The organism is Catenuloplanes indicus (assembly GCF_030813715.1).
Taxonomy (GTDB): Bacteria; Actinomycetota; Actinomycetes; order Mycobacteriales; family Micromonosporaceae; genus Catenuloplanes; species Catenuloplanes indicus.
Genome location: NZ_JAUSUZ010000001.1, coordinates 4,619,039 through 4,638,857, shown reverse-complemented (window position 1 = coordinate 4,638,857; position 19,819 = coordinate 4,619,039). Strand labels below are relative to the sequence as shown.

16 protein-coding genes, 1 tRNA gene and 1 pseudogene are annotated in these 19,819 nt (G+C 72.0%); 12 read left to right on the top strand and 6 right to left on the bottom strand.

Annotation, left to right across the window (positions count from 1 at the left end):
• The first annotated feature begins 16 nt into the window (after positions 1-16).
• Positions 17-91: transfer RNA gene (locus J2S42_RS20805), tRNA-Lys, on the top strand.
• A 105-nt stretch (positions 92-196) separates the two neighbouring features.
• Here J2S42_RS20805 and J2S42_RS20800 read toward each other — a convergent pair.
• The 4 genes from J2S42_RS20800 to alr are packed head-to-tail and all read right to left on the bottom strand — an operon-like array spanning position 197 to position 6,625.
• Positions 197-2,419, bottom strand: coding sequence for an ATP-binding protein (locus tag J2S42_RS20800; RefSeq protein WP_307241586.1), 2,223 nt, complete (start codon positions 2,417-2,419; stop codon positions 197-199).
• 5 nt (positions 2,420-2,424) lie between these two features.
• A complete protein-coding gene (locus tag J2S42_RS20795; RefSeq protein WP_307241585.1) occupies positions 2,425-4,398 on the bottom strand; it encodes an AAA family ATPase in 1,974 nt (657 codons plus the stop codon).
• A gap of 49 nt (positions 4,399-4,447) precedes the next feature.
• On the bottom strand, positions 4,448-5,554 hold the full coding sequence (locus tag J2S42_RS20790) for a D-alanine--D-alanine ligase family protein (RefSeq protein ID WP_307241583.1): 1,107 nt from the start codon (positions 5,552-5,554) through the stop codon (positions 4,448-4,450).
• Between the two features lie 3 nt (positions 5,555-5,557).
• Complete coding sequence (alr, locus tag J2S42_RS20785; RefSeq protein ID WP_307241581.1) at positions 5,558-6,625, bottom strand: alanine racemase; 1,068 nt, start codon at positions 6,623-6,625, stop codon at positions 5,558-5,560.
• A gap of 223 nt (positions 6,626-6,848) precedes the next feature.
• Here alr and J2S42_RS20780 point away from each other — a divergent pair, with 223 nt between their 5' ends.
• From J2S42_RS20780 to J2S42_RS20770, 3 genes are all read left to right on the top strand, one after another.
• Positions 6,849-8,015, top strand: coding sequence for a UDP-N-acetylglucosamine--N-acetylmuramyl-(pentapeptide) pyrophosphoryl-undecaprenol N-acetylglucosamine transferase (locus J2S42_RS20780; protein WP_307241579.1), 1,167 nt, complete (start codon positions 6,849-6,851; stop codon positions 8,013-8,015).
• A gap of 91 nt (positions 8,016-8,106) precedes the next feature.
• On the top strand, positions 8,107-8,997 hold the full coding sequence (locus J2S42_RS20775) for a DUF72 domain-containing protein (protein WP_307241577.1): 891 nt from the start codon (positions 8,107-8,109) through the stop codon (positions 8,995-8,997).
• A 39-nt stretch (positions 8,998-9,036) separates the two neighbouring features.
• Positions 9,037-9,729 (top strand): HAD family hydrolase, encoded by a 693-nt coding sequence (locus J2S42_RS20770; protein ID WP_307241575.1) that lies wholly within the window; start codon positions 9,037-9,039, stop codon positions 9,727-9,729.
• A gap of 95 nt (positions 9,730-9,824) precedes the next feature.
• Here J2S42_RS20770 and J2S42_RS20765 read toward each other — a convergent pair whose 3' ends face one another.
• Positions 9,825-10,367, bottom strand: a complete 543-nt coding sequence (locus J2S42_RS20765) for a hypothetical protein (protein WP_307241573.1) — start codon at positions 10,365-10,367, stop codon at positions 9,825-9,827.
• Between the two features lie 358 nt (positions 10,368-10,725).
• Between J2S42_RS20765 and J2S42_RS20760 the strand changes: the two genes are divergently transcribed.
• From J2S42_RS20760 to rho, 5 genes and pseudogenes are all read left to right on the top strand, one after another.
• On the top strand, positions 10,726-11,136 hold the full coding sequence (locus tag J2S42_RS20760; protein ID WP_307241571.1) for a TOBE domain-containing protein: 411 nt from the start codon (positions 10,726-10,728) through the stop codon (positions 11,134-11,136).
• The gene (modA, locus tag J2S42_RS20755) at positions 11,133-11,915 is read left to right on the top strand and encodes a molybdate ABC transporter substrate-binding protein (protein WP_307241570.1); all 783 of its coding nucleotides are present in this window, start codon (positions 11,133-11,135) and stop codon (positions 11,913-11,915) included. The genes J2S42_RS20760 and modA overlap by 4 nt, the downstream gene beginning before the upstream one ends.
• Positions 11,912-12,703, top strand: coding sequence for an ABC transporter permease (locus J2S42_RS20750; protein ID WP_307241568.1), 792 nt, complete (start codon positions 11,912-11,914; stop codon positions 12,701-12,703). The genes modA and J2S42_RS20750 overlap by 4 nt, the downstream gene beginning before the upstream one ends.
• Complete coding sequence (locus tag J2S42_RS20745) at positions 12,682-13,743, top strand: ABC transporter ATP-binding protein (RefSeq protein ID WP_307241566.1); 1,062 nt, start codon at positions 12,682-12,684, stop codon at positions 13,741-13,743. Before J2S42_RS20750 ends, J2S42_RS20745 begins: the two co-directional genes overlap by 22 nt.
• Positions 13,744-14,009: 266 nt before the next feature.
• A pseudogene (gene rho / locus J2S42_RS20740) lies at positions 14,010-15,122 on the top strand (transcription termination factor Rho); the annotation flags it as partial.
• Here the strand turns inward: rho and J2S42_RS20735 are convergent.
• Entirely contained in the window at positions 15,119-16,897 is a 1,779-nt protein-coding gene (locus tag J2S42_RS20735) for a pectate lyase-like domain-containing protein (RefSeq protein WP_307241562.1), read from the bottom strand. The pseudogene rho and the gene J2S42_RS20735 sit on opposite strands and share 4 nt — an antisense overlap.
• A gap of 363 nt (positions 16,898-17,260) precedes the next feature.
• Here J2S42_RS20735 and J2S42_RS20730 point away from each other — a divergent pair, with 363 nt between their 5' ends.
• The 3 genes from J2S42_RS20730 (at position 17,261) to J2S42_RS20720 (ending at position 19,772) form a co-directional block, all read left to right on the top strand.
• Positions 17,261-17,893, top strand: a complete 633-nt coding sequence (locus J2S42_RS20730) for a TetR/AcrR family transcriptional regulator (RefSeq protein WP_307241561.1) — start codon at positions 17,261-17,263, stop codon at positions 17,891-17,893.
• A 203-nt stretch (positions 17,894-18,096) separates the two neighbouring features.
• The gene (locus J2S42_RS20725) at positions 18,097-19,092 is read left to right on the top strand and encodes a C40 family peptidase (protein ID WP_307241559.1); all 996 of its coding nucleotides are present in this window, start codon (positions 18,097-18,099) and stop codon (positions 19,090-19,092) included.
• A 23-nt stretch (positions 19,093-19,115) separates the two neighbouring features.
• Positions 19,116-19,772, top strand: a complete 657-nt coding sequence (locus J2S42_RS20720; RefSeq protein ID WP_307241558.1) for a class I SAM-dependent methyltransferase — start codon at positions 19,116-19,118, stop codon at positions 19,770-19,772.
• Positions 19,773-19,819 lie beyond the last annotated feature (47 nt).

The window sequence follows — 19,819 nt, the reverse complement described above, 5'->3', positions numbered from 1 at the left end:
GTACCCTGACAGCCGCGGGCCGCTAGCTCAATGGCAGAGCTGTGGACTTTTAATCCATAGGTTCGGGGTTCGAGTCCCCGGCGGCCTACCACCAAAGATCAAGACCTTGATCTGCCCGCTTCCGGCGTGGCCACGCTCCGCATGCTCCCGCGGGCACCGGTCCCGCCGTGGTCACCACGAGCGGTGCGGGGACCGGTCAGGGGAAAGTGGCCCAGATGGTGGTGCCGCCGGTGGGGGATTCGTCGGCCCAGGCGTGGCCGCCGTGGCGTTCGACGATGCGGCGGACGATGGCCAGGCCGGCGCCGGAGCCGTCGCCGCCGGCGGTGCGAGGGTGGAGGCGGCGGAAGAGTTCGAAGGCCTGTTCGCGCAGGTGGGCGGGCATGCCGATGCCGTTGTCGCGGACCATCAGGGCCGGGGCGCCGTCGACCGGGGCGGTGGCGATCTCGACGTGTCGTGGGCCGTCGGGGCGGGCGTACTTGGCGGCGTTGACGAGCAGGTTGACCAGCAGCTCGTCGAAGAGGACCGGGTCGGCGAGCAGCGGTGTCCCGGGCGACGGCGTGACGGTGACCTGGACCGACTCCTCCTCCAGGCGCGGGCCGGCGATCTCGGTGGCCCGGGTCACGGCGGCGGTCAGGTCGATCGGTTCGCGGTGCAGGTCGGTGCGGCCCAGGCGGGAGTAGTAGAGGAGCGCGTTGAGCAGCTCGTCCATCCGGGTGGCGAGGCGCTGGATGGAGGCGAGCCGGCGTGCGGTCGTCTCGTCCATCCGGTCGGTGTTGTCCTCGACGAGGAACGCGGCCTGGTTCGCGATGCCGCGCAGCGGTTCCTTGAGGTCGTGCCCGGCCGCGTGCGCGAACGAGTCCAGGTCGACGTTGCTGCGGCTGAGTTCGGTGTTCAGGGTCGACAGGTGGCGGGTGTGTGCGAGCGCGACCTGCAGGATCGCGCGGCCCAGCTCGACGGCCATCGCCAGGTCGGTGGCGGACCAGGGGGCGCTCCGGCCCCGTACCGTGGCCAGGAAGACCGCGGTGGAGCCGCGCGGCGTCAGCCGTTCGCCGTGCGGGCCGAGCACCACCGGGCGGGCCGGGTCCGCGGCCCAGCGGCGCGGCGCGGTGCGTTCGTGGCGCAGCCAGACGACGCGGTCGCCGGTGTCGCTGAGCGGCAGCACCAGCGCGCCGCCGAGCGCGCCGGTGAACGGTGCCAGCGCGGGCAGGTCCTCGCCGAGCCGGTCGCTGTGCCACGGTTCGCCGGCGGTGGACGGTGGCAGGGCGGCCCAGAGCGCGTTCAGTACCTCCGGGCCGGGGTCGGCGCCGTGCACGGTGGTGCGGCCGTTGAGGCAGACCGCGACCGCGTCGGACTCGACGACCTGGTCCAGGCCGGCCGGGTCGGACCAACCGGTGGCCATGCTGTCCGTGATCGGTTCGATCAGCCGGGCGATCACGGTGCGGGATCGTTCCCGGGCCACCGTGTCGTCGCGTTCGCGCAGCGCGGCGAGTTGCAGGGACAGCGCGACGCCGAAGAACTCGCAGGCAGCGCGCAGCTGCGGGCCGAGCGTGGTGGGTGTGTGCCCGTGGCAGGCGATCAGGCCCCAGAGCCGGCCGCCGGACAGCAGCGACACCGACATCGACGACGCGACGCCGATGTTGCGCAGGTATTCCAGGTGGTACGGGGAGACCGTGCGCAGCACGGACAGCGACAGGTCGAGCGGCGCGGAGGTCGCCGGGAGCAGCTGAGCGGTCGCGTCGTCCACGTCCGTGATCACCCGGATCCAGTTCCGCTCGTAGAGCCGGCGGGCCTGCGGCGGGATGTCCGTGGCCGGGAACCACAGGCCGAGCCACGGCTCCTGCCCGGCGGCGGTCTCCTCCGCGATCACCTCGCCGGGGCCGTCCACCGATTCGAACCGGTACGCCACCACCCGGTCGAACCCGGTGATCGACCGTACCTCGCGGACCGCGGCCTGTGCGGCCTCCACCACGGTCGTGGCCGCCTGCAGCCGCACCAGCGCGGACCGGATCGGCGCGTAGAACGTGGTGAACGGCGTGGTGACCGACGTGGCCGGCTCGAACTCCAGCACCAGCAGGCCTTCGGCGCGGTGCACGGTGACGTCGAACCAGCGGCCGTCCAGCGCGACCGGCATCATCGCGGTCTGCCCGGTGTCCGCGTCGGCCAGCGCGCGCAGCGCGGAGAGTTCGGCGAGGTCCCAGTACGGTGCGCCGACCGCCGCACCCGGCCCGAGCAGCGCCGGCGCGTTGTCGCTGACCACCTCGATGGTGTCGTCGCGCAGCGCGATCAGCGCGCCGTAGGACTGGATGCCGCCGAGCCGGTGGATCGGCTCCCGCACGCACGCGGAGAGGTCGAACGGGGCACCCGCCGCCCGTTCCGCCGCGACGACCCGTTCGGAAAGCCATGATCCGTCGTTGTTCACGCCCCTCAGACTTCCAGCTGCCACAGCCGTTCGGCCACCCGTTCGACGCCCCGGGTGAGATGCCGCCGGTACGTGCTGAACGGCACCCCCAGCTTCTCCGCCGCCGCCTCCTGGGTCGGCGCCCGGTGGAAGTACGTGGTGGCCAGCGCGCGGTGCAGTTTGCCCTCGCGGGCGTCGTCACGCAGCGAGTCGACCGCCTCGACGATCAGATCGCGCAGCGTCTGCACCGGGTTGCCGCCGCGGTCACCGATCAGGTGCGTGCGCAGCAGCGGGTTGCTCTCCAGTGCGTCCGGCAGATGCCAGTTGCGCAGCGCGTCCCGGACCGCGGCGTCGAAGTCGGCGCGGGACAGCACGGTGAACGCGGGCCGGCCCGGCCGTGCGTCCGGCCCGAACAGCAGCCGCGCGTTCAGCGCGGTGATCCACGCGTCGACCGGGAGCGCGCGCCAGTCGTGGCCGAACACGCCGTACGGCCGGCCCTCGATTTCGATCCGGCCGCCGCCCGGTACCGGATGATGGTCGGTGAACGCCATCAGCGGCAGCAGCCGGTCCGGGTCCGGGGCCACCACGAACGACCATGCCAGCCGGGTGGACCGGATCCAGGCCTCCAGCACCCGCATCTGCATCAGCATCCCGGCCTCGCGCGGGCGCCGGTCGATCGGCGGGTACAGGAAGCGGGTGATCAGCAGGTGCTCGCCCGGCCGGGGCGGCGCGCTCTCGGTCGCGGCCCAGACGAGCGCCACGGCCGGGTCGGCAGCCAGCTCCACCGGGTCCGGCTCGGTCAGGCGGAGGTGGGCGGCGTACGCGATGAGCGTGCCGTCCGAGGCGCGACGGTACGCGGTGAACGCCTCCGGCCGCCGCGCGAGCCAGAAGTCGAGCACGCCGGACGCGCTCATCTGCCGTACCGCCGGATGGTCCTGGATTGTCAGGGGCTCCGCCCGCACCGCGTCGTCGTCGCGTGCGGAGACGAACGGGCCGAGCACCTCGTTCGCGCGCAGCAGATGCCAGAGCGCGCGCATGGCCGGCTGCACGACCTCGCCGGACGCGGTCCGGGCCCGGTCCAGGATGTGCGTTGCGACCTGGTGGTGCAGCCGCTCGTAGCCCTGCGGGTCGCGCCAGCGCAGGTCCGCCTCGATCGCGCCGCGGACCACGCCGTGCGGGTAGAGCCCGTACCGGTCGGCGTCGACGAACGGCAGCCGGCGCAGCCAGTCGAAGATGCCGGCGGCCTGATCGCCGATCACGGCGCGGAGCAGCTCCTCCGTGGTGCTCTCGACGTGCGCGCAGACCTCCAGCGCGAGCCGGTGCGCGGGCGACGGCACCTCGCCGACCAGCTGATCGATCAGCGTGGTCAGCACGTCCCGGGTCGGCACCCAGCGACCGGCGGACTCCGGGACGGCCGACGCGGCCGACGACGCGGCCAGGCTGAGCGCGAGCGGGTGCCCACCGGCGAACGCCAGCACCGCCTCGTGCCGCGACTCCGGCACGCCGCGCAGCCGCAGCAGCTCGGCCGCCTCGTCCGGTGCGAGGTCGCCGAGCCGCGTCACGCGCAGCAGGCCGGACCAGGAGACGTCGGACGCCCAGAGCGGGTCCGGCGGTTCCTGCCCGGCGAGCACCGCGACCGCGCCGGCCGGCAGCTTCGGCAGGTACGTCTCGCGTAGCCAGCTCTCCAGGTGCCGGGACCGCTCGAACGAGTCGATCAGCAGCACCGAGCCCGCGGTGACGGCCGCCGCCTCGATCCGTTCGATCGTGCCGCCGTCGATCTCCACCACGGTATGGCCGGTGTCGCGTGCCTCGTCCGCGAAGCGGCGTAGCAGCGTGGATTTGCCGACGCCCCCGGCGCCGTGCAGATAGAGCACGGCGTACGCGCCGGGGGCGGCGGCGAGCGCGTCACGGAAGCCGGTCAGCTCGGCACGCCGGCCGACGAACGACTGCTGCCGGGCGGCCCGGAGGCGTTCCGCGAGCCGCGCGACCGTGTGAACCATGCGTCGATTATCACGACCGGTGATATACGCCGGTTCGACGCGGTCGTGCTTATTCGGGCAGCACCACCGGCGGCGTCGGGTGCTGGCGGAGCAGCGCGGTCTCCACCATCACGTCCAGCAGCTCGGCGTAGCCGACACCGGCTGCGGCCCACATCTGCGGGAACTGCGACATCGAGGTGAAGCCGGGGAACGTGTTCACCTCGTTGATCACCGGGACCACGCCGTCCGGCGTCTCACGCAAGAAGAAGTCGACGCGCAGCAGCCCGCTGCAGTCGAGCGCCCGGAACGCGGTCACCGCGCACTCCTCGACCGCGGCCTTGACCTCGGGGGAGAGCTTGGCCGGGATCTCGAACACGGTGCCGACGTCGGTGTACTTCGCCTCGAAGTCGAAGAACCCGAAGCCGTCCGGCACGCGGATCTCCAGCGACGGGCCGGCCTCGACCCGCCCGTCCGGGAACTCCAGCACGCCGATGTCCACCTCGCGGCCCGGCACCGCGGCCTCGACCAGCACCTTCGGGTCGCTGCGGCGGGCCAGCTCGACCGCGGCGGGAAGGTCCGCCCAGTCGTCCACCCGGGACACGCCGATGCTCGACCCGGCGCGCGACGGCTTCACGAAGACCGGCAGGCCGAGACGCTCGCGGTCGGCCTCGCTCACGGTCTCGCCGGCGTGGCGCAGCACCACGCCGGGCGCGACCTCGATGCCCTCGGACACCAGGATCTTCTTGGTGAACTCCTTGTCCATCGAGACCGCGCTGGCCAGCACGCCGTTGCCCAGGTAGGGCAGGCCGGCCAGCTCCAGCAGCGCCTGGATGGTGCCGTCCTCGCCGTACGGGCCGTGCAGGCACGGGAACGCCACGTCCACGTCGCGCAGCGCGGCGAGTGCCTGGGAGATGCTGCTGATCGGCAGCGGGTGGACCGTGCCGTCCTCCGCGCGGGTCTGCGCGAGCAGCCCGTCGAGGTCGAGCGTCGCGGCCGTGTCCGGCTCGTCCCGGCCGACGATCCAGACGCCGTCGATCGTGATCCGGACCGGCACCACCTGGTAGCGCTCGCGGTCCAGGTGCTGCATCACGCTCAGCGCGGACTTGCAGGACACGTCGTGCTCGCCACTGCGGCCGCCGAAGATCACGGCGATGCGGGTCTTCCCACGCTCGGTCAAGGTTCAGGCCTCCGTGTGTAGAAGATGGCGTCGGGGTAGCCGCACGCCGATGCCGGTGAGAAGTTCGTGAGCGTTCGTCCCGGCGTGCTCGGCCTGCTCGACGACGGTGGGCTCACCACGCGCGCCGGAGCCGAACAGCACCGCCTCATCACCCTCGGTGACCGGCAGCTCGCCCGTGTCGATGACCAGGTGATCCATCGACACCGGACCGGAGATCGGCCGGCGCACGCCGTGAATGAGCACCTCGGCAACGCCGCCGAGCCCGCGCGGGACACCGTAACCGAAACCGAGCGGGAGTACCGCGCGACCGTCCCCGGCCTGTACCACGCGTGCGCGCACGGTCATCGCCGGCCGAAGATCAAAATCAACACCCGGCACCGGGGGTACGCCGTACAGCGCGATTCCGGCCCGCCCCAGGTCGAAGCGCGCGGACGGCACCTGCAGGATGCCGGCCGAGTTCGCCAGGTGCAGCACGTCCGGGGCCAGTCCGGCCGCACGGGCCAGCTCGACCGCCTCCGCGAACGCGCTCTGCTGCGCGGCCAGGCTCTCGGCGCCCGGATCCTCCGCGTTGGCCAGGTGCGACCAGAGGCCACGGACCCGGATCTGGCCGCCCGTCTCGTACTTGCGGGCCCAGCCGAACAGCTCCGGCCAGGTGTTCCGGGTGGCGCCGCCGCGGCTGAGCCCGGTGTCGGCCTTGATGTGCACGTCCAGCGCGACGCCGCGCCGCGACGCCTCGGCCGCGATCGCATCCAGGTGGGAGAGGGTGGCAACGGAGAGTGTGACGCCCGCCTCGGCGAGCGCGGCCAGGTCGTCCTGCGGCCCGCACATCCAGGCCAGAACCGGAGCGTCCAGCCCGGCCTCGCGCAGCTGCATCGCCTCCATCGCGGAGGTGACGCCCAGCCAGTCCGCGCCGGCCGCGACGGCGGCGCGCGCGGCCGGCACGGCGCCGTGCCCGAACCCGTCAGCCTTCACCACCGCCATCAGGCCGGCCTGCCCCATGGCGCGCTTGAGCACCCGGGTGTTGTGCGCGATCGCACCCAGGTCGACCGTTGCCTCAGCCAATGTCGCCACAGTCCTTCCGGATTCCCTTCAGCCGAGCACGATCCCCCGTGCGGCTATCCATTTGAAAGCTCATGTCATGCTCACGCCAGTGGCCTTTCTCACTCGGCGACCCTGCGTGATCGATCGTCGCACAGACCGTTGCTGAGCTGCGGATATGTGGTGGCCGCATTGACCGGTGGGGTCCTCTGGCTACACTCGGGACCTCTGGCGCGACACCGCGGGCGAAGGACGCATGACCATCTACAGCAGTGCCGCCCGGGTGGGCGAAATCAAGATCATCGTCACCGGCGGGGGGACGGGTGGTCACACCTATCCGGCGCTGACCACGATCCGCACCATCCGCGAACGGCTCTCCCGGGCCGGGACCGAGCCGGACATTCTCTGGGTCGGCGTCTCGCACGGGCTCGAGGCCAAGATCTCGGTGCAGAACAACGTGCCGTTCAAGGCGATCACCACGGGCAAGCTGCGCCGCCACATCAACGTCAAGGACCAGCTGCGCAACGTGGCCGACGCGTTCCGCATCCCGTTCGGCGTGCTCCAGGCGATCGCCACCGTGGCGAAGGCGAAGCCGGACGTGGTGATCTCCACCGGCGGCTACGTGTGCGTGCCGGTCGGCGTCGCGGCCTGGCTGCTGCGCCGCCCGCTGGTCATGCACGAGCAGACGCTCGCGGTCGGCCTGGCCAACCGGATCCTGTCCCGCTTCGCCAGCCGCATCCTGCTCAGCCACGAGTCGTCGATCGACCACCTGCCGGAGAAGGCCCGGTCCAAGGCCGTCGTCACCGGCAACCCGATCCGGCCCGAGGTGTTCATGGGCCAGCGCGACCGCGCGATCGCCGGCTACGGGCTCGACCCGCGGCTGCCGCTGGTCTACGTCACCGGCGGTGCGCAGGGCGCGCTGCAGGTCAACAAGCTGGTCGCCGAGGTGCTGCCGGACCTGCTGACCCGCGCGCAGGTGCTGCACCAGTGCGGTGACTACTCCTACGAGATGATGCGCGAGCGGCACGCGTCCCTGCCGCCGCACCTCCAGCAGCGCTACACCGTGTTCCCCTACATCCACGACGAACTGCCGGACGTGCTGGCCGCCGCGGACGTGGTGGTGGCCCGCAGCGGCGCCGGCACGGTCGCCGAGCTCAACGCGCTGGGCAAGGCGAGTGTCTACATTCCACTGATCCCGACCCAGGGCGACGAGCAGCGCCGCACCGCGCGGCACCTGGCCGACCTGGGCGCCGCCCGCATGCTGGCCGCCGAGGACGCCACGCCGGACCGGCTCCGCCAGGAGCTGATCGCGTTGCTGGACGATCCGGCGTACCGTCACCGGATCTCCGAGGCAGCCCGCGCACACGGCCGCCCGGACGCGGCGGTCGCGGTCGCGGACGAGGTGCTGGCCGCAGCGAGATAGGCCTTCGGTCCGGTCGAGGGACCGGGGCCGGGGTAACCCTTTGGAGTTCCCCGAATTGCCCTGCGGGCCGGCACGGGGTCCACTGAACTACATGGGTGGCATTCGAGTCGGCACGTCGGGCTGGGCGGACCGGGAGCTGGTCTCGTCCGGCTGGTACCCACGGGAGTTCAACGACCCGGCCGGGCGGCTGGCGTACTACGCGGAGCACTTCGACCTGGTCGAGGTGGACACCACCTACTACGGCATCCCGGCACCGTCCACCGCCCGCGCCTGGGCCGACCGTACCCCCGCTGGCTTCCTGTTCAACGTGAAGGCGTTCTCGCTGTTCACCGGCCATCCCACGCCGGCCAGCGCGATCCCGGCCGCGCTGCGCCCCGGCTCCGGCCTGCAACGGCTACGCCGCCGCGACCTCGACCCGGACGCGTACGAACGGCTCTGGGACGGCTTCCACGACGTCCTTACACCCCTTGCCGGCCAGGGCAAACTCGGCGTGGTGCTGCTTCAGTTCCCGCCGTGGCTGACGCACGGCGAGAAGGCCAAGGAGCGGATCATCGCGACCGCGGACCGCTGCCGCCCGCACCGGGTCGCGGTCGAGCTGCGCAACCCGACCTGGTTCACCGAGGTGAACGCGCTCGACACGCTGCTCTTCCTCCAGTCGCACGACCTCTCGCACGTGATCGTCGACATGACCCAGGGCCTGCCGTCGTCCGTTCCACCGGTCACGGTCAGCACCGCGGACCCGGCCGTGGTGCGCTTCCACGGCCGCAGCGGCGCGTGGGAGTCCGGTGACAAGAAGGAGAAGTTCCGCTACGAGTACGGCGACGACGAGCTGGCCGAGTGGGCCGGCCGGCTGCGCGAACTGGCCGCCGAGGGGGACTCGTTGCACGCGCTGATCAACACGTGCTGCGGCGACACCGCACCGCGTACCGCGCTCCGTCTCGCCTCGCTCGTCGGCTCCCGGACCCGGCCGTCCCCCGCCTGACGCTCCCGTTCCCGCGGTCGGGCTGCGATGATGCTTCCCGTGCAGCCCACCCGCATCCTCTTCGACTTCTTCGGCACGCTGGTCGACTACTCGTCCAGCCGTACCACGCAGGGCTACCCCAAGACCTGGGCGACGGTGCGGAACTGGGGTGTCGAGGTCAGCTACGAACGCATGCTCGCCGAGTGGTCCGCCACCTGCCTCGAACTCGACCGTATCTGCGAGGCCGGCCACCGCGAATACTCGATGACCGAGGCCGCCGCCCACTTCCTCCCGAAGATCCTCGGCCGCCGCTCCACCGCCGCCCAGGGCGAGGAGTTCGTCCACGCCTACCTCGACGAATGGAACGCCGGCGTCAGGTACCCGCCGGGCATCCAGGCCTTCGTCCGCACGCTCGCCGAGCGCTACCAGCTCGCCGTGGTCACCAACACCCACTGGCCCGCACTGGTGCCGCAGCACCTGATCACGATGGGCCTCGCCGACGCGTTCGCTCAGGTCATCACGTCCGTCGACCTCGGCCGCCGCAAACCCCACCCGCAGATCTACGCCACCGCGCTCGCCGCCCTCCAGGCCACCCCGGACGAGACCGTCTTCGTCGGCGACACGTTCGAACCCGATTTCCTCGGCCCCGAGGCAGCCGGCCTCCGCGCCTACCTCATCGACCCGCGCGGTCACGCCCCCATCCCAGCCGACCGCCGCCTCACCACGGTCTTCGACCTGACCCAGAAGCTTTAGATATTCCCGCTTCCGGCGAGGACTCAGTGTTCACTCCGGTTCAGGGGCGGCAGCAGGGGCATGCTCCCGCGGGCACCGGTCCGTGGGTGGTCGCGTCAGGAACCAGCGAGTCCAGATCCGGCGGTCAGCTCGTCCAGGGACGCCCGCCACCATCCGTTGTCGTGGAAGACGTGCAGGTCGGCGCCGCGGGTGAAGAGCTGGGCCCGGTTGACGTCATGTAGTCCGCCGCCGTCCGGGAAGATCAGCCGCCGGGCCTGCCCGCCCTCGATCCCGCCGGGGCCGAGGCGGAGCGGGGTGACGAGATCGTGCTCGGGGCCGTAGCCGCCGATCAGCGCGCCGTCCCGGCCGGACACCAGCAGCGCGTACGCGCCGTGATGCGGCGCGGGTCCGTGGTCCTCCGGCGCGCGGTTCCGCACAGATCCGATGTGGAACGTGGTGTAGGCGTAGTGCCACGGCGTCTCACCGGCCACGGTCAGCGCGTGGCAGTCGAGGATCTCCGGCTCCGCGTCGTACGGATACGTCCAGCTCACGGCCAGTGTGTCGTCGAATCTGACCAGGCCGCGCGAGCCCAGTCCGTCGTCGCCCGTCGCCTCGTCGAAGTAGGCCGCCCACACCGCGCCGCCCGCCGTGGTCAGCACGTGCCCGATCGCGTCGCCGAGATCGCCGATGCGTTCCCGTGCACCGTCCCGCGTCCAGATCTCTCAGCGGGCCGGCCCTCCGCAGCGCGACCACCGGTAGCCCCAGCACCTCGCGCTGCTCTCGCCGGCGCGGCTTCCGCTCACCCGTCACGCCGGAGATCAGCCATGCGGCGTGATCCGGCGAGGACGCCGGTACCGAGCCGATCATGCGACGGGGCGGTGAGCGCCCTTCCCGTGAGTCATGGCGCCCATGATCGTGGCCGGGAGGACAGTCCGCAACCGGTTGATCCCATAACGCCGCGGTTGCGGACGATGAAGCCGGTTCAGGCTTGCGGATGCGAGCCCTAAGATGACGTATGTGACGCGATTTCGGATCGGGGAGGCGGCCGAGCTGCTCGGCGTGAGTGGGGACACCGTGCGGCGGTGGATCGACGCCGGGCGGCTGGTGGCGGTGCGCGACGAGGCGGGGCACCGGCTGGTCGAGGGGGAAGCGCTGGCGGCGTTCGTGCGTGAGCAGCACGAGGCGGCGGATCCGGCGTCGGAGACGTCGTCGGCGCGGAACCGGCTGCGTGGCATCGTCACCGCGGTCACCAAGGATGCGGTGATGGCGCAGGTGGATCTGCAGGCCGGGCCGTTCCGGATCGTGTCGCTGATGAGCCGGGAGGCCGTCGACGAGCTGGACCTGCGAGTCGGTTCGGTCGCGGTCGCCGTGATCAAGTCGACCACCGTCGTGGTGGAGACGGCGTCCCTGGGGAGGAAGACGGGATGAGACGAACCATGGCGCTCGTGGTGACGGCACTGCTGCTGCTCGCCGGTTGCGGCGGAAGCGGCAGCGACGAGAGCCCGGCGGCGAGCGGCGGGTCTGCGGCGCCGGGCGGCGACGCGCTCAGCGGGCAGCTCACCGTGTTCGCGGCGGCATCGCTGACCGAGTCGTTCGACCGGATCGGGCAGGAGCTGCAGGCGCGGAATCCGCAGTTGTTCATCACGTTCAACTACGGCGGCAGCTCCGGGCTGGCCACCCAGATCAACGAGGGCGCGCCGGCCGACGTGTTCGCGGCCGCGTCCCCGGCCACCATGAAGTCCGTCACCGACAGTGGGAGCAACGCGGGCGAGCCGGTCGTGTTCGTTCGGAACCAGCTGGTCATCGCGGTGGCGAAGGGCAACCCGAAGGGCATCGCCGGGCTCGCGAACCTGTCGGAGCCCGGTCTGAAGGTCGCGCTCTGCGCCGAGGAGGTGCCGTGCGGCGCGGCCGCGAAGAAGGCCGGGGTGACCGTGACGCCGGTGACGCTGGAGCAGGACGTGAAGGCCGCGCTCGCCAAGGTGAAGCTGGGCGAGGTGGACGCGGCGCTGGTCTACCGTACGGACGTGAAGGCAGCCGCCTCCGATGTGGACGGCGTCGAGTTCCCGGAGTCGGCGGGCGCGATCAACGACTATCCGATCGTGGTGCTGAAGGACGCGCCGAACACGGCCGCGGCCGAGGGCTTCATCAAGTACGTCCGGTCCGAGGGCCTTGCGGCGCTGACCGAAGCCGGCTTCCAGGCGCCGTGACCACACGGCAACGGGTCCCGGCGGCGCTGCTCGTCCCGGCGCTGCTCGGGCTCGCGTTCCTGGTGCTGCCGCTGGCCGGGCTGCTGATCCGCGCGCCGTGGGGCACGCTGCCGGCGCGGCTGGCCGAGCCGCAGGTGCTGGCCGCGCTGCGGCTGTCACTGCTGACGGCCACGCTGGCGACCGTGCTGTGCCTGTTGCTCGGCGTACCGTTGGCGTGGCTTCTGGCCAGGGTCGAGTTCCGCGGCCGGCGGCTGGTCCGCGCGCTGGTCACCGTGCCGCTGGTGCTGCCGCCGGTGGTCGGTGGCGTGGCGCTGCTGCTGGTCTTCGGCCGGCGCGGCATCGTCGGGCAGTGGCTGGATCAGGCATTCGGGATCACGCTGCCGTTCAGCACCGCGGGCGTGGTGCTGGCCGAGGCGTTCGTGGCGCTGCCGTTCCTGGTGATCGCGGTCGAGGGCGCGCTGCGCGGCGCGGATGCGCGGTACGAGGAGGCCGCGGCCACGCTCGGTGCCGGTCGCTGGACCACGTTCACGCACGTCACGCTGCCGCTGGTGGCGCCCGGCATCGCGGCCGGCGGTGTGCTTTGCTGGGCGCGGGCACTCGGCGAGTTCGGTGCCACGATCACGTTCGCCGGGAACTTCCCGGGCCGGACGCAGACCATGCCGCTGGCGGTCTATCTCGCTCTGGAACGGGACGTGGAGGCCGCGATCGTGCTGAGCCTGATCCTGCTGGTCGTCTCCGTGACGATCCTGGCCGCGCTGCGCGACCGATGGGTGGGATCCGCGACGTGACCGATGGAGACCTCGACGCGCACCTGACCGTCGACCGCGGCACGTTCCGGCTGGACGTCGCGCTGCGGATCGCGCCCGGCGAGGTGGTGGCGCTGCTCGGGCCGAACGGCGCGGGCAAGTCCACGGCGTTGCGCGCGCTCGCCGGCCTGCAGCCGCTCACCGGCGGCGGTCACGTCCGGCTCGGCGGCGAGGACCTGGGCGCGCTGCCGCCGGAACGCCGCCCGATCGGCGTGGTGTTCCAGGACTACCTGCTGTTCCCGCATCTGTCCGCGCTGGACAACGTGGCGTTCGGCCCGCGCCGGCGGGGCGTCCGGCGCGGTGACGCCCGCCGGGCCGCGCTGGACTGGCTTACTCGGGTCGGGCTGGCCGAGCATGCGTCGAAGCGCCCGCGTCAGCTCTCCGGCGGGCAGGCGCAGCGGGTCGCGCTGGCGCGCGCGCTCGCCGTACACCCGCGTCTGCTTCTGCTCGACGAACCGCTTGCGGCCCTGGACGCCCGGACGCGGCTGGACACCCGCGCGGAACTGCAGCGGCACCTGGCCGCGCACCCCGGCGCGACGCTGCTGGTCACGCACGACCCGCTGGACGCGTTGGTGCTGGCGGACCGGCTGGTGATCGTGGAGGGTGGTCGTGTGGTGCAGGAGGGGGACGCGGCGACCGTGACCGCGCGGCCGCGCACCGACTACGTGGCCCGGCTGGTCGGCCTGAACCTCTACCGGGGGCGGGCGAGCGGGCACGAGGTCACGCTGGACGGCCTCACGCTGCGTGTGGACGACCGGCTGGACGGCGAGGCGTTCGTCGCGTTCCGGCCGTCCTCGGTCGCGCTGCACGCGGAGGAACCGGCGGGCAGCCCGCGCAACATCTGGGCCGCCACCATCGCCGGCATTCAGCGGCACGGCGACAACCTGCGTATCGAGCTGGCCGGACCACTCCCGGCGGCCGCGGATGTGACACCGGCCGCAGCCGCTCAGCTCGACCTGATACCCGGCCGAACGGTGTGGGCGGCAGTCAAGGCGACCGAGACGCATGCTTACCCGGCGTAGCGGGAACCCGTCACTGGGCTTGCAGGTCTTGACGTAACGGGTTACGGTTGCCGCAGTCCCTCGGATGTCTGGCACAGGCACAGAAGTCTGCGCCGCCCGCAGGAGATCTCCGCCGCTCGACCACATGGGCGGCCCGCACACTTTTCCGATCGCTCTCCGAGGCGTTGTTCGGATTGAGCGATTCCTACCCTCAAGGAGACTCGTCGATGAGCCCTACCCGCACACTTGATCGGCACACCACGACCCGGCGCCGGTCGAAGAAACCCCAGCAGGAGCAGGTGCCGGCCGGTGACCTCGCCATGGTCGACGGCCTGCTGGACATCCAGGACCGGCATGCGTACCTGCGGGTCGACGGCTATCTGCCGTCGCCGGAGGACGTGACCGTGCCGATGTCCCTGGTCCACCGGCACGGCCTGCGCCGCGGTGACCGGCTGACCGGCGGTGCCGCCGGCAACCAGCTGACCAAGGTCTTCACGGTCGACGGCGGCGACCCGGACGATGCCCGCCGCCGCCCCGACTTCTACAAGCTCACCCCGCTCTACCCGCAGCAGCGGCTCCGCCTGGAGACTGACGCGGACGCGCTGACCAGCCGGGTGATCGACCTTGCGATGCCGATCGGCAAGGGCCAGCGCGCACTGATCATCTCGCCGCCGAAGGCCGGAAAGACCATGGTGCTGCAGTCGCTGGCGCGGTCGATCAGCACGAACCACCCCGAGGTGCACCTGATGGTGGTGCTGGTCGACGAGCGCCCCGAGGAGGTCACCGACATGCGGCGCTCGGTCGACGGCGAGGTGGCCGCGGCCACGTTCGACCGCCCGCCGCACGAGCACACCGCGGTCGCGGAGCTGGCCATCGAGCGGGCGAAGCGCCTGGTCGAGCAGGGCCGGGACGTGGTGGTGCTGCTCGACTCGATCACCCGCCTGGCCCGCGCCTACAACCTCCAGGCCCGGTCCGGCGGCCGGACGCTGAGCGGCGGCCTGGACACCACCGCGCTCTACCCGCCGAAGCAGCTGCTCGGCGCCGGCCGCAACATCGAGAACGGCGGCTCGCTCACCATCATCGCGACCGCGCTGGTCGAGACCGGCTCACAGATGGACACCGTGATCTTCGAGGAGTTCAAGGGCACCGGCAACGCCGAGCTCAAGCTCGACCGCAAGATCGCCGAGCGCCGCGTCTTCCCCGCGGTCGACCTGCACGCCACCGGCACCCGCCGCGAGGAGATCCTGCTGGCGCCGGACGAACTCGTCGTCGTCCAGCGCCTCCGCCGCGCCCTGGCCGCGGCCGACCAGGGCCAGGCGATCGAGCAGCTGCTCGGTCAGCTCCGCAAGACCGGCAGCAACATCGAGCTGCTGATGCGCCTGGCCCGGGCCAACGGCTAAGCCGGGTAGTTCACGATCGGGCTGGTGCCGTAGGTGCCGATGACCGGGGCGCCGGCGTCGTTGATGGTGCGTTCGATGCCGCCGCTGCCGTCGAGGAAGACCGTGACGGCGCTGTGGAAACGGACCCCGGGGCGGACCGGGGCCTCGATGCCGCGGGCCGCGCGGATGTCCACGCCCTGGTTGAAGTAGGAGTAGACACCCAGACCCCACGCCTCGTGGGTGCGTACGTGCGGTGCCACCTTGTAAGACGCCCAGCCGGGACCGGTCGGGCTGGTCCAGGCCGCCTGCGACGGCGGGTCGTACGGCAGCTCGCTCTGGTAGAAGATGGTCCGGCCGCGCTCGCCGTTCCAGATCGTCTGCCACTTCTGGTAGTGCTCGACGAACAGGCCGTACGCGATCACGTCGTCGCCGTTGATGACCACGCCGACGTCGCCGGTGTTGCGGGTCCAGCCGATGCCGTTGCCGTGGTCGCCGCGCCACACCCAGATGTTGTCGATGAGCGTGTCGTCGCTGTGCACGGCGAGGCTGGTGCGCGCCTTGCCCTCCCACGGGCCGCCGATCCGGAAGAACACGTCCTGCAGCGAGATCGGGTTCCGCGAGTGGTCCCGGGACGACCGCGGCGAGCCGATCGTGACCAGCGTCTCCGACTCGCGCGGGCCGGCGTCGACCAGTACACCGGCGATCCGCACGCCGTCGACGTCCGCGATCTCGAGCGCGGCGCGGCCGGTGTCCGGTGCCAGGCTGGGCATGCCGATGCCGAGCACGACCGTGTCCGGCCGGGTCACCTTGATCGAGTCGCGCAGGTGGTAGACGCCCGGCGTGAGCAGCAGGTGCTTGCCGAGCCCGAGCGCGAGGTTGATCCGAGTGGCCGAGTCGCCGGGCTTCGCGATGTAGAAGTCGTCGATCGACAGCGAGCGGCCCGGCGCGGTGGCACCGGCGGCCCAGGTCGTGCCGGCGGAGTTGCGCCGCAGCCCCGGCACGAACACCCGGTACTTGCCGCGGGAATCCACGTGCAGGTAGGGCTTCTCCCGGGTGACCGGGCTGGTCGGCAGTGTGGTGTACGGCGGGTCCGGGAAGCCCTGCGCGGGTGCGCCGGTCACGCCGGAGAAGACCTGGTTCCAGACGCCGTTGGTCCACTCGCCGCCGAGTTCGGAGTCACGGGTCAGCCACTGCTGCTGCGACCCGTTGATGGTGACGCCGTCCACCTTGGAGTCCGCGATGTAGCCGCCGCTGGAGAAGCCGCCGTTGCCCGGCTCCAGCCAGAGCGTGCCCTTGACGTGCACGCGCCGCATCGGCGACGCCTGGGAGACGGCCCACTGGTTCGACCAGTCGGTCGGCGTCACCGCGAGGTTCTCCGCGCCGCGCCAGAAGTTGGTGAGCGCGGAGATGCCCGCGACCGAGCCCGGGTCCGGCTGTCCGACCACGCGGACCGCGCCGGTGATGTCCACATCGTCCGGTGAGGTGCCGAGGCCGGCGATCGTGGTGTAGTAGCCGAGCCGCGCGTCGAGGTCGTAGGAACCGGGCTTGAGCAGCACCGCGTACCGGCTGGTGCCCATCTCGTTGCGCTCCTGCTCCGCGAAGAGCGTGTCGAAGCGCGCCTGGATCTCGGCCGCAGGGGTGGTGCTGTCGTAGACGAAGACGTTCGGCCCGAAGTCCGGGGCGCCGCCCCAGTTCGCCAGTGCCACCCCGGGCTGAGGGATCACCCCCGCCGCGGTGACGGCCGCTGTCACGACGCCGAGCGAGATCGCCCGTCGCCGCATGGAAATGGTGCCCATCTGCCTGCCAATCAAGATCAAAGACCAGCTGCAGCGGTCCGTGTGAGAGCGCTCTCTATCACGTGACGGCATCGACCGGCCTGATGAAGAAGAGGGACGTGATGTTTCTACCCGGTTACTCAACGCGGCGCCAGGCTTTGGGCACCCGCTTCCTGAGCGAGGCCGCCGTTCGCGTGGTGCAATCCGCGCTGGGCGCCTGTGTGGACGGACTCGCGCTGGACGGCCATACGGGACAAGGCGTGCCCACCGGCTGGTGTCTCCGGCCGCCCGGCGTGGCCCCTGTCGCGCAACTGCTCAGGGACGTGTCCGCGGCGCCGCCGCACCCGGCCGGTACGGTCGATGGCAATCACGAATGGGGGCCCGATGTCGGACACCAAGCAGCGGCTGCTGGACGGCGCGCTCGCCGCCGTCGCCGAGCACGGCATCAAGGGCGTCTCGGCCCGCACGATCGCGGCCGCGGCCGGCGTCAACCAGGCGCTCGTGTTCTACCACTTCGGCAGCGTGGACGACCTGCTCGCGGCGTCCTGCAGGATGCACACCGCGGCCCGGGTGGCGGTCTACGCGGCCGAGTTCGCCGATGTCACGTCGCTGCGCCAGCTGCTGGACGTGGGCCGGAAGCTGCAGGTCCGCGAGCGGGAGCTGGGCAACGTCTCGATCCTGGCCCAGCTGCTCGCGGCCGCGCAGGGCGATCCGAAGCTGGCCGAGCCGGTCTCCGCGTCGTTGCAGTTGTGGGTCGACGAGATCGAGTCGGTGCTCCGGCGGCTGCTCACCGGTTCGCCGTTCGCGGAGGTCGCGGACCTGGCCGGGCTGGCGAAGGCGGTTTCCGCCGCGTTCGTCGGCATCGAGCTGTACGCGGGCGTGGACGCTACCGGCTCGGAGCACGCCATGGCCGCGCTGGAGCAGCTCGCGGTGCTGGTCGAGGTGGTCGACGACCTCGGCCCGATCTCCCGCCGCGCGCTGAATTCCAAGATCAATAAGGCGGTACGGGCGCGCTAGTCGGCCGCCAATCGCGACGCGGCCGACGTACCGCGACATTTTCTCGCCTTATTCCGTATTTGCCGGAATTCATGCGCTTTGTCAATTGGCGTGCGCAGAATGAACGCCGAAACAGTCAGACGTCCGGGTTCCCAGGCCGTGCCGCAGCGTTGCGGACGCGACCACCGGTGGTTCAGGCCGCCGGTTGCCGGGGATGCGCGAGAGTGCCCCGGACCGACCTGGGAGGCATCACGCACGTCCCCACGACGCGCCGGGCACTGACCGGCGTCCTGGCGCTCACCGTCGCCGGGATCGCCGCTGCCGGCCCCGCGCACGACTCGCACGCCGCGGACGAACGGCATACCGCGGCGGCGGCCTCATCCAGCGCGGAGCGCGACTCCGTGACCCGGGCCGCCGTGCCGGCCGACCGGCCGTTGCGGCTGATCGGCCTGCGGACCGGCATCCATCCACGCCCGGCGGCAGAGGGCGGCGAGGTCCACGCCGGGCCGGCCGGCGCCGCCCGCGGTCTCGAACGCACGGCCCGCCGGGCCGCGCCACGCTCGGCCGGGAGCGCCACGGCGGCGCAGCGGGCCCGAGAAGCGGCGGCGCAGCGGGTTCGGAAGGCGGCGCAGCGCGCCCGGAAGGCCACGGTGGCGCAGCAGGCCCGCACGGCGCAGCGCGCCGAGAAGGTCACCGCGCGGCCGAGCCTGACCCGGCGCACCGGCACCTACCAGAAGCAGCGCATGCGTGCCGAGGCCCGGCGATACACCGGCGACGCCCGCAAGCGCGCCGGACGGTGGCACGAGGCCCGGGACCGGAAGGCGGGCAGCGCGTCGAAGGTCAAGTACCGCAAGGGCAAGCACCGCCCGGGCGTGCGGCCCACCGGCGAACTCGGCCGAGTCGTCGAGTACGCGCTGGACCAGGTCGGCAAGCCGTACCGGCGGAACGCGGCCGGACCCGGCTCGTACGACTGCTCCGGCCTGGTGTCGGTCGCGTACAAGAAGGCCGGTGTCAAGCTGCCGCACTCCAGCCACGGCATCGCGCGGAAGGGCAAGAAGGTGCGCCGTGCCGACCTGCGCCCCGGTGACGTGGTGCTGCCGCAGTCCGGGCACGTCGGCATCTACCTCGGCGACGGGAAGATGGTGCACGCGGCCACGCCACGGAAGGGTGTGGTGGTGTCGAAGGTGTACGGCTTCTCCACCGCACGGCGGCTGCTGTAGTCGCGGTCCGGCACAATGCGGCGATGTCCCGCAACGTCACTGAGCACGCCCGCCTCGCCGACCTGCCCTTCCTGCCCGAACTCCGGCTCTACCAGGCCGGACCGGGGGTCGGGCTGTGGACGCACCAGAACGGCGCGTACTCCAGTGACCGTCCGCCACCGTTCTGGGCGTTCGCCTGGGCCGGCGGACAGGGCCTCGCCCGCTATGTGCTGGACCACCCGGACCTGGTCGCCGGCCGGCGCGTGCTGGACCTGGCGGCCGGGTCCGGGCTGATCGCGGTCGCGGCCGCGCGCGCCGGGGCCGGGGCCGTCACCGCCACCGACGTCGACCCGGACGCGCTGGACGCGATCCGGCTCAACGCGGAGGCGAACGGCGTGCCGGTCGGCACCGGGCGGCTGGACCTGCTCGATCCGGCCGCGCACACCGCGGCCGACGAGTACGACGTGGTGCTGGCCGGTGACCTCTTCTACACCGAGGCGCTGGCCGGCCGGGCACGGGCGTTCCTGCGCCGGGCCGCGCGGGCCGGCGCGCTCGTGCTGGTCGGCGACGCCCGGCGGGGCTACCTGCCGGAGGAGTTGTTCGAGCGGATCGCGGCCTACGACGTACCGGTGCCGAAAGCGCTCGAGGAGACGCGACGCAAGCAGGCCATGGTCTATCGCCTCAAGGAATCACTCAGGTAGCCGCACGGGTGCCGATGGGACGCCTGTGGGTCGCGCGGCGGCCCGCG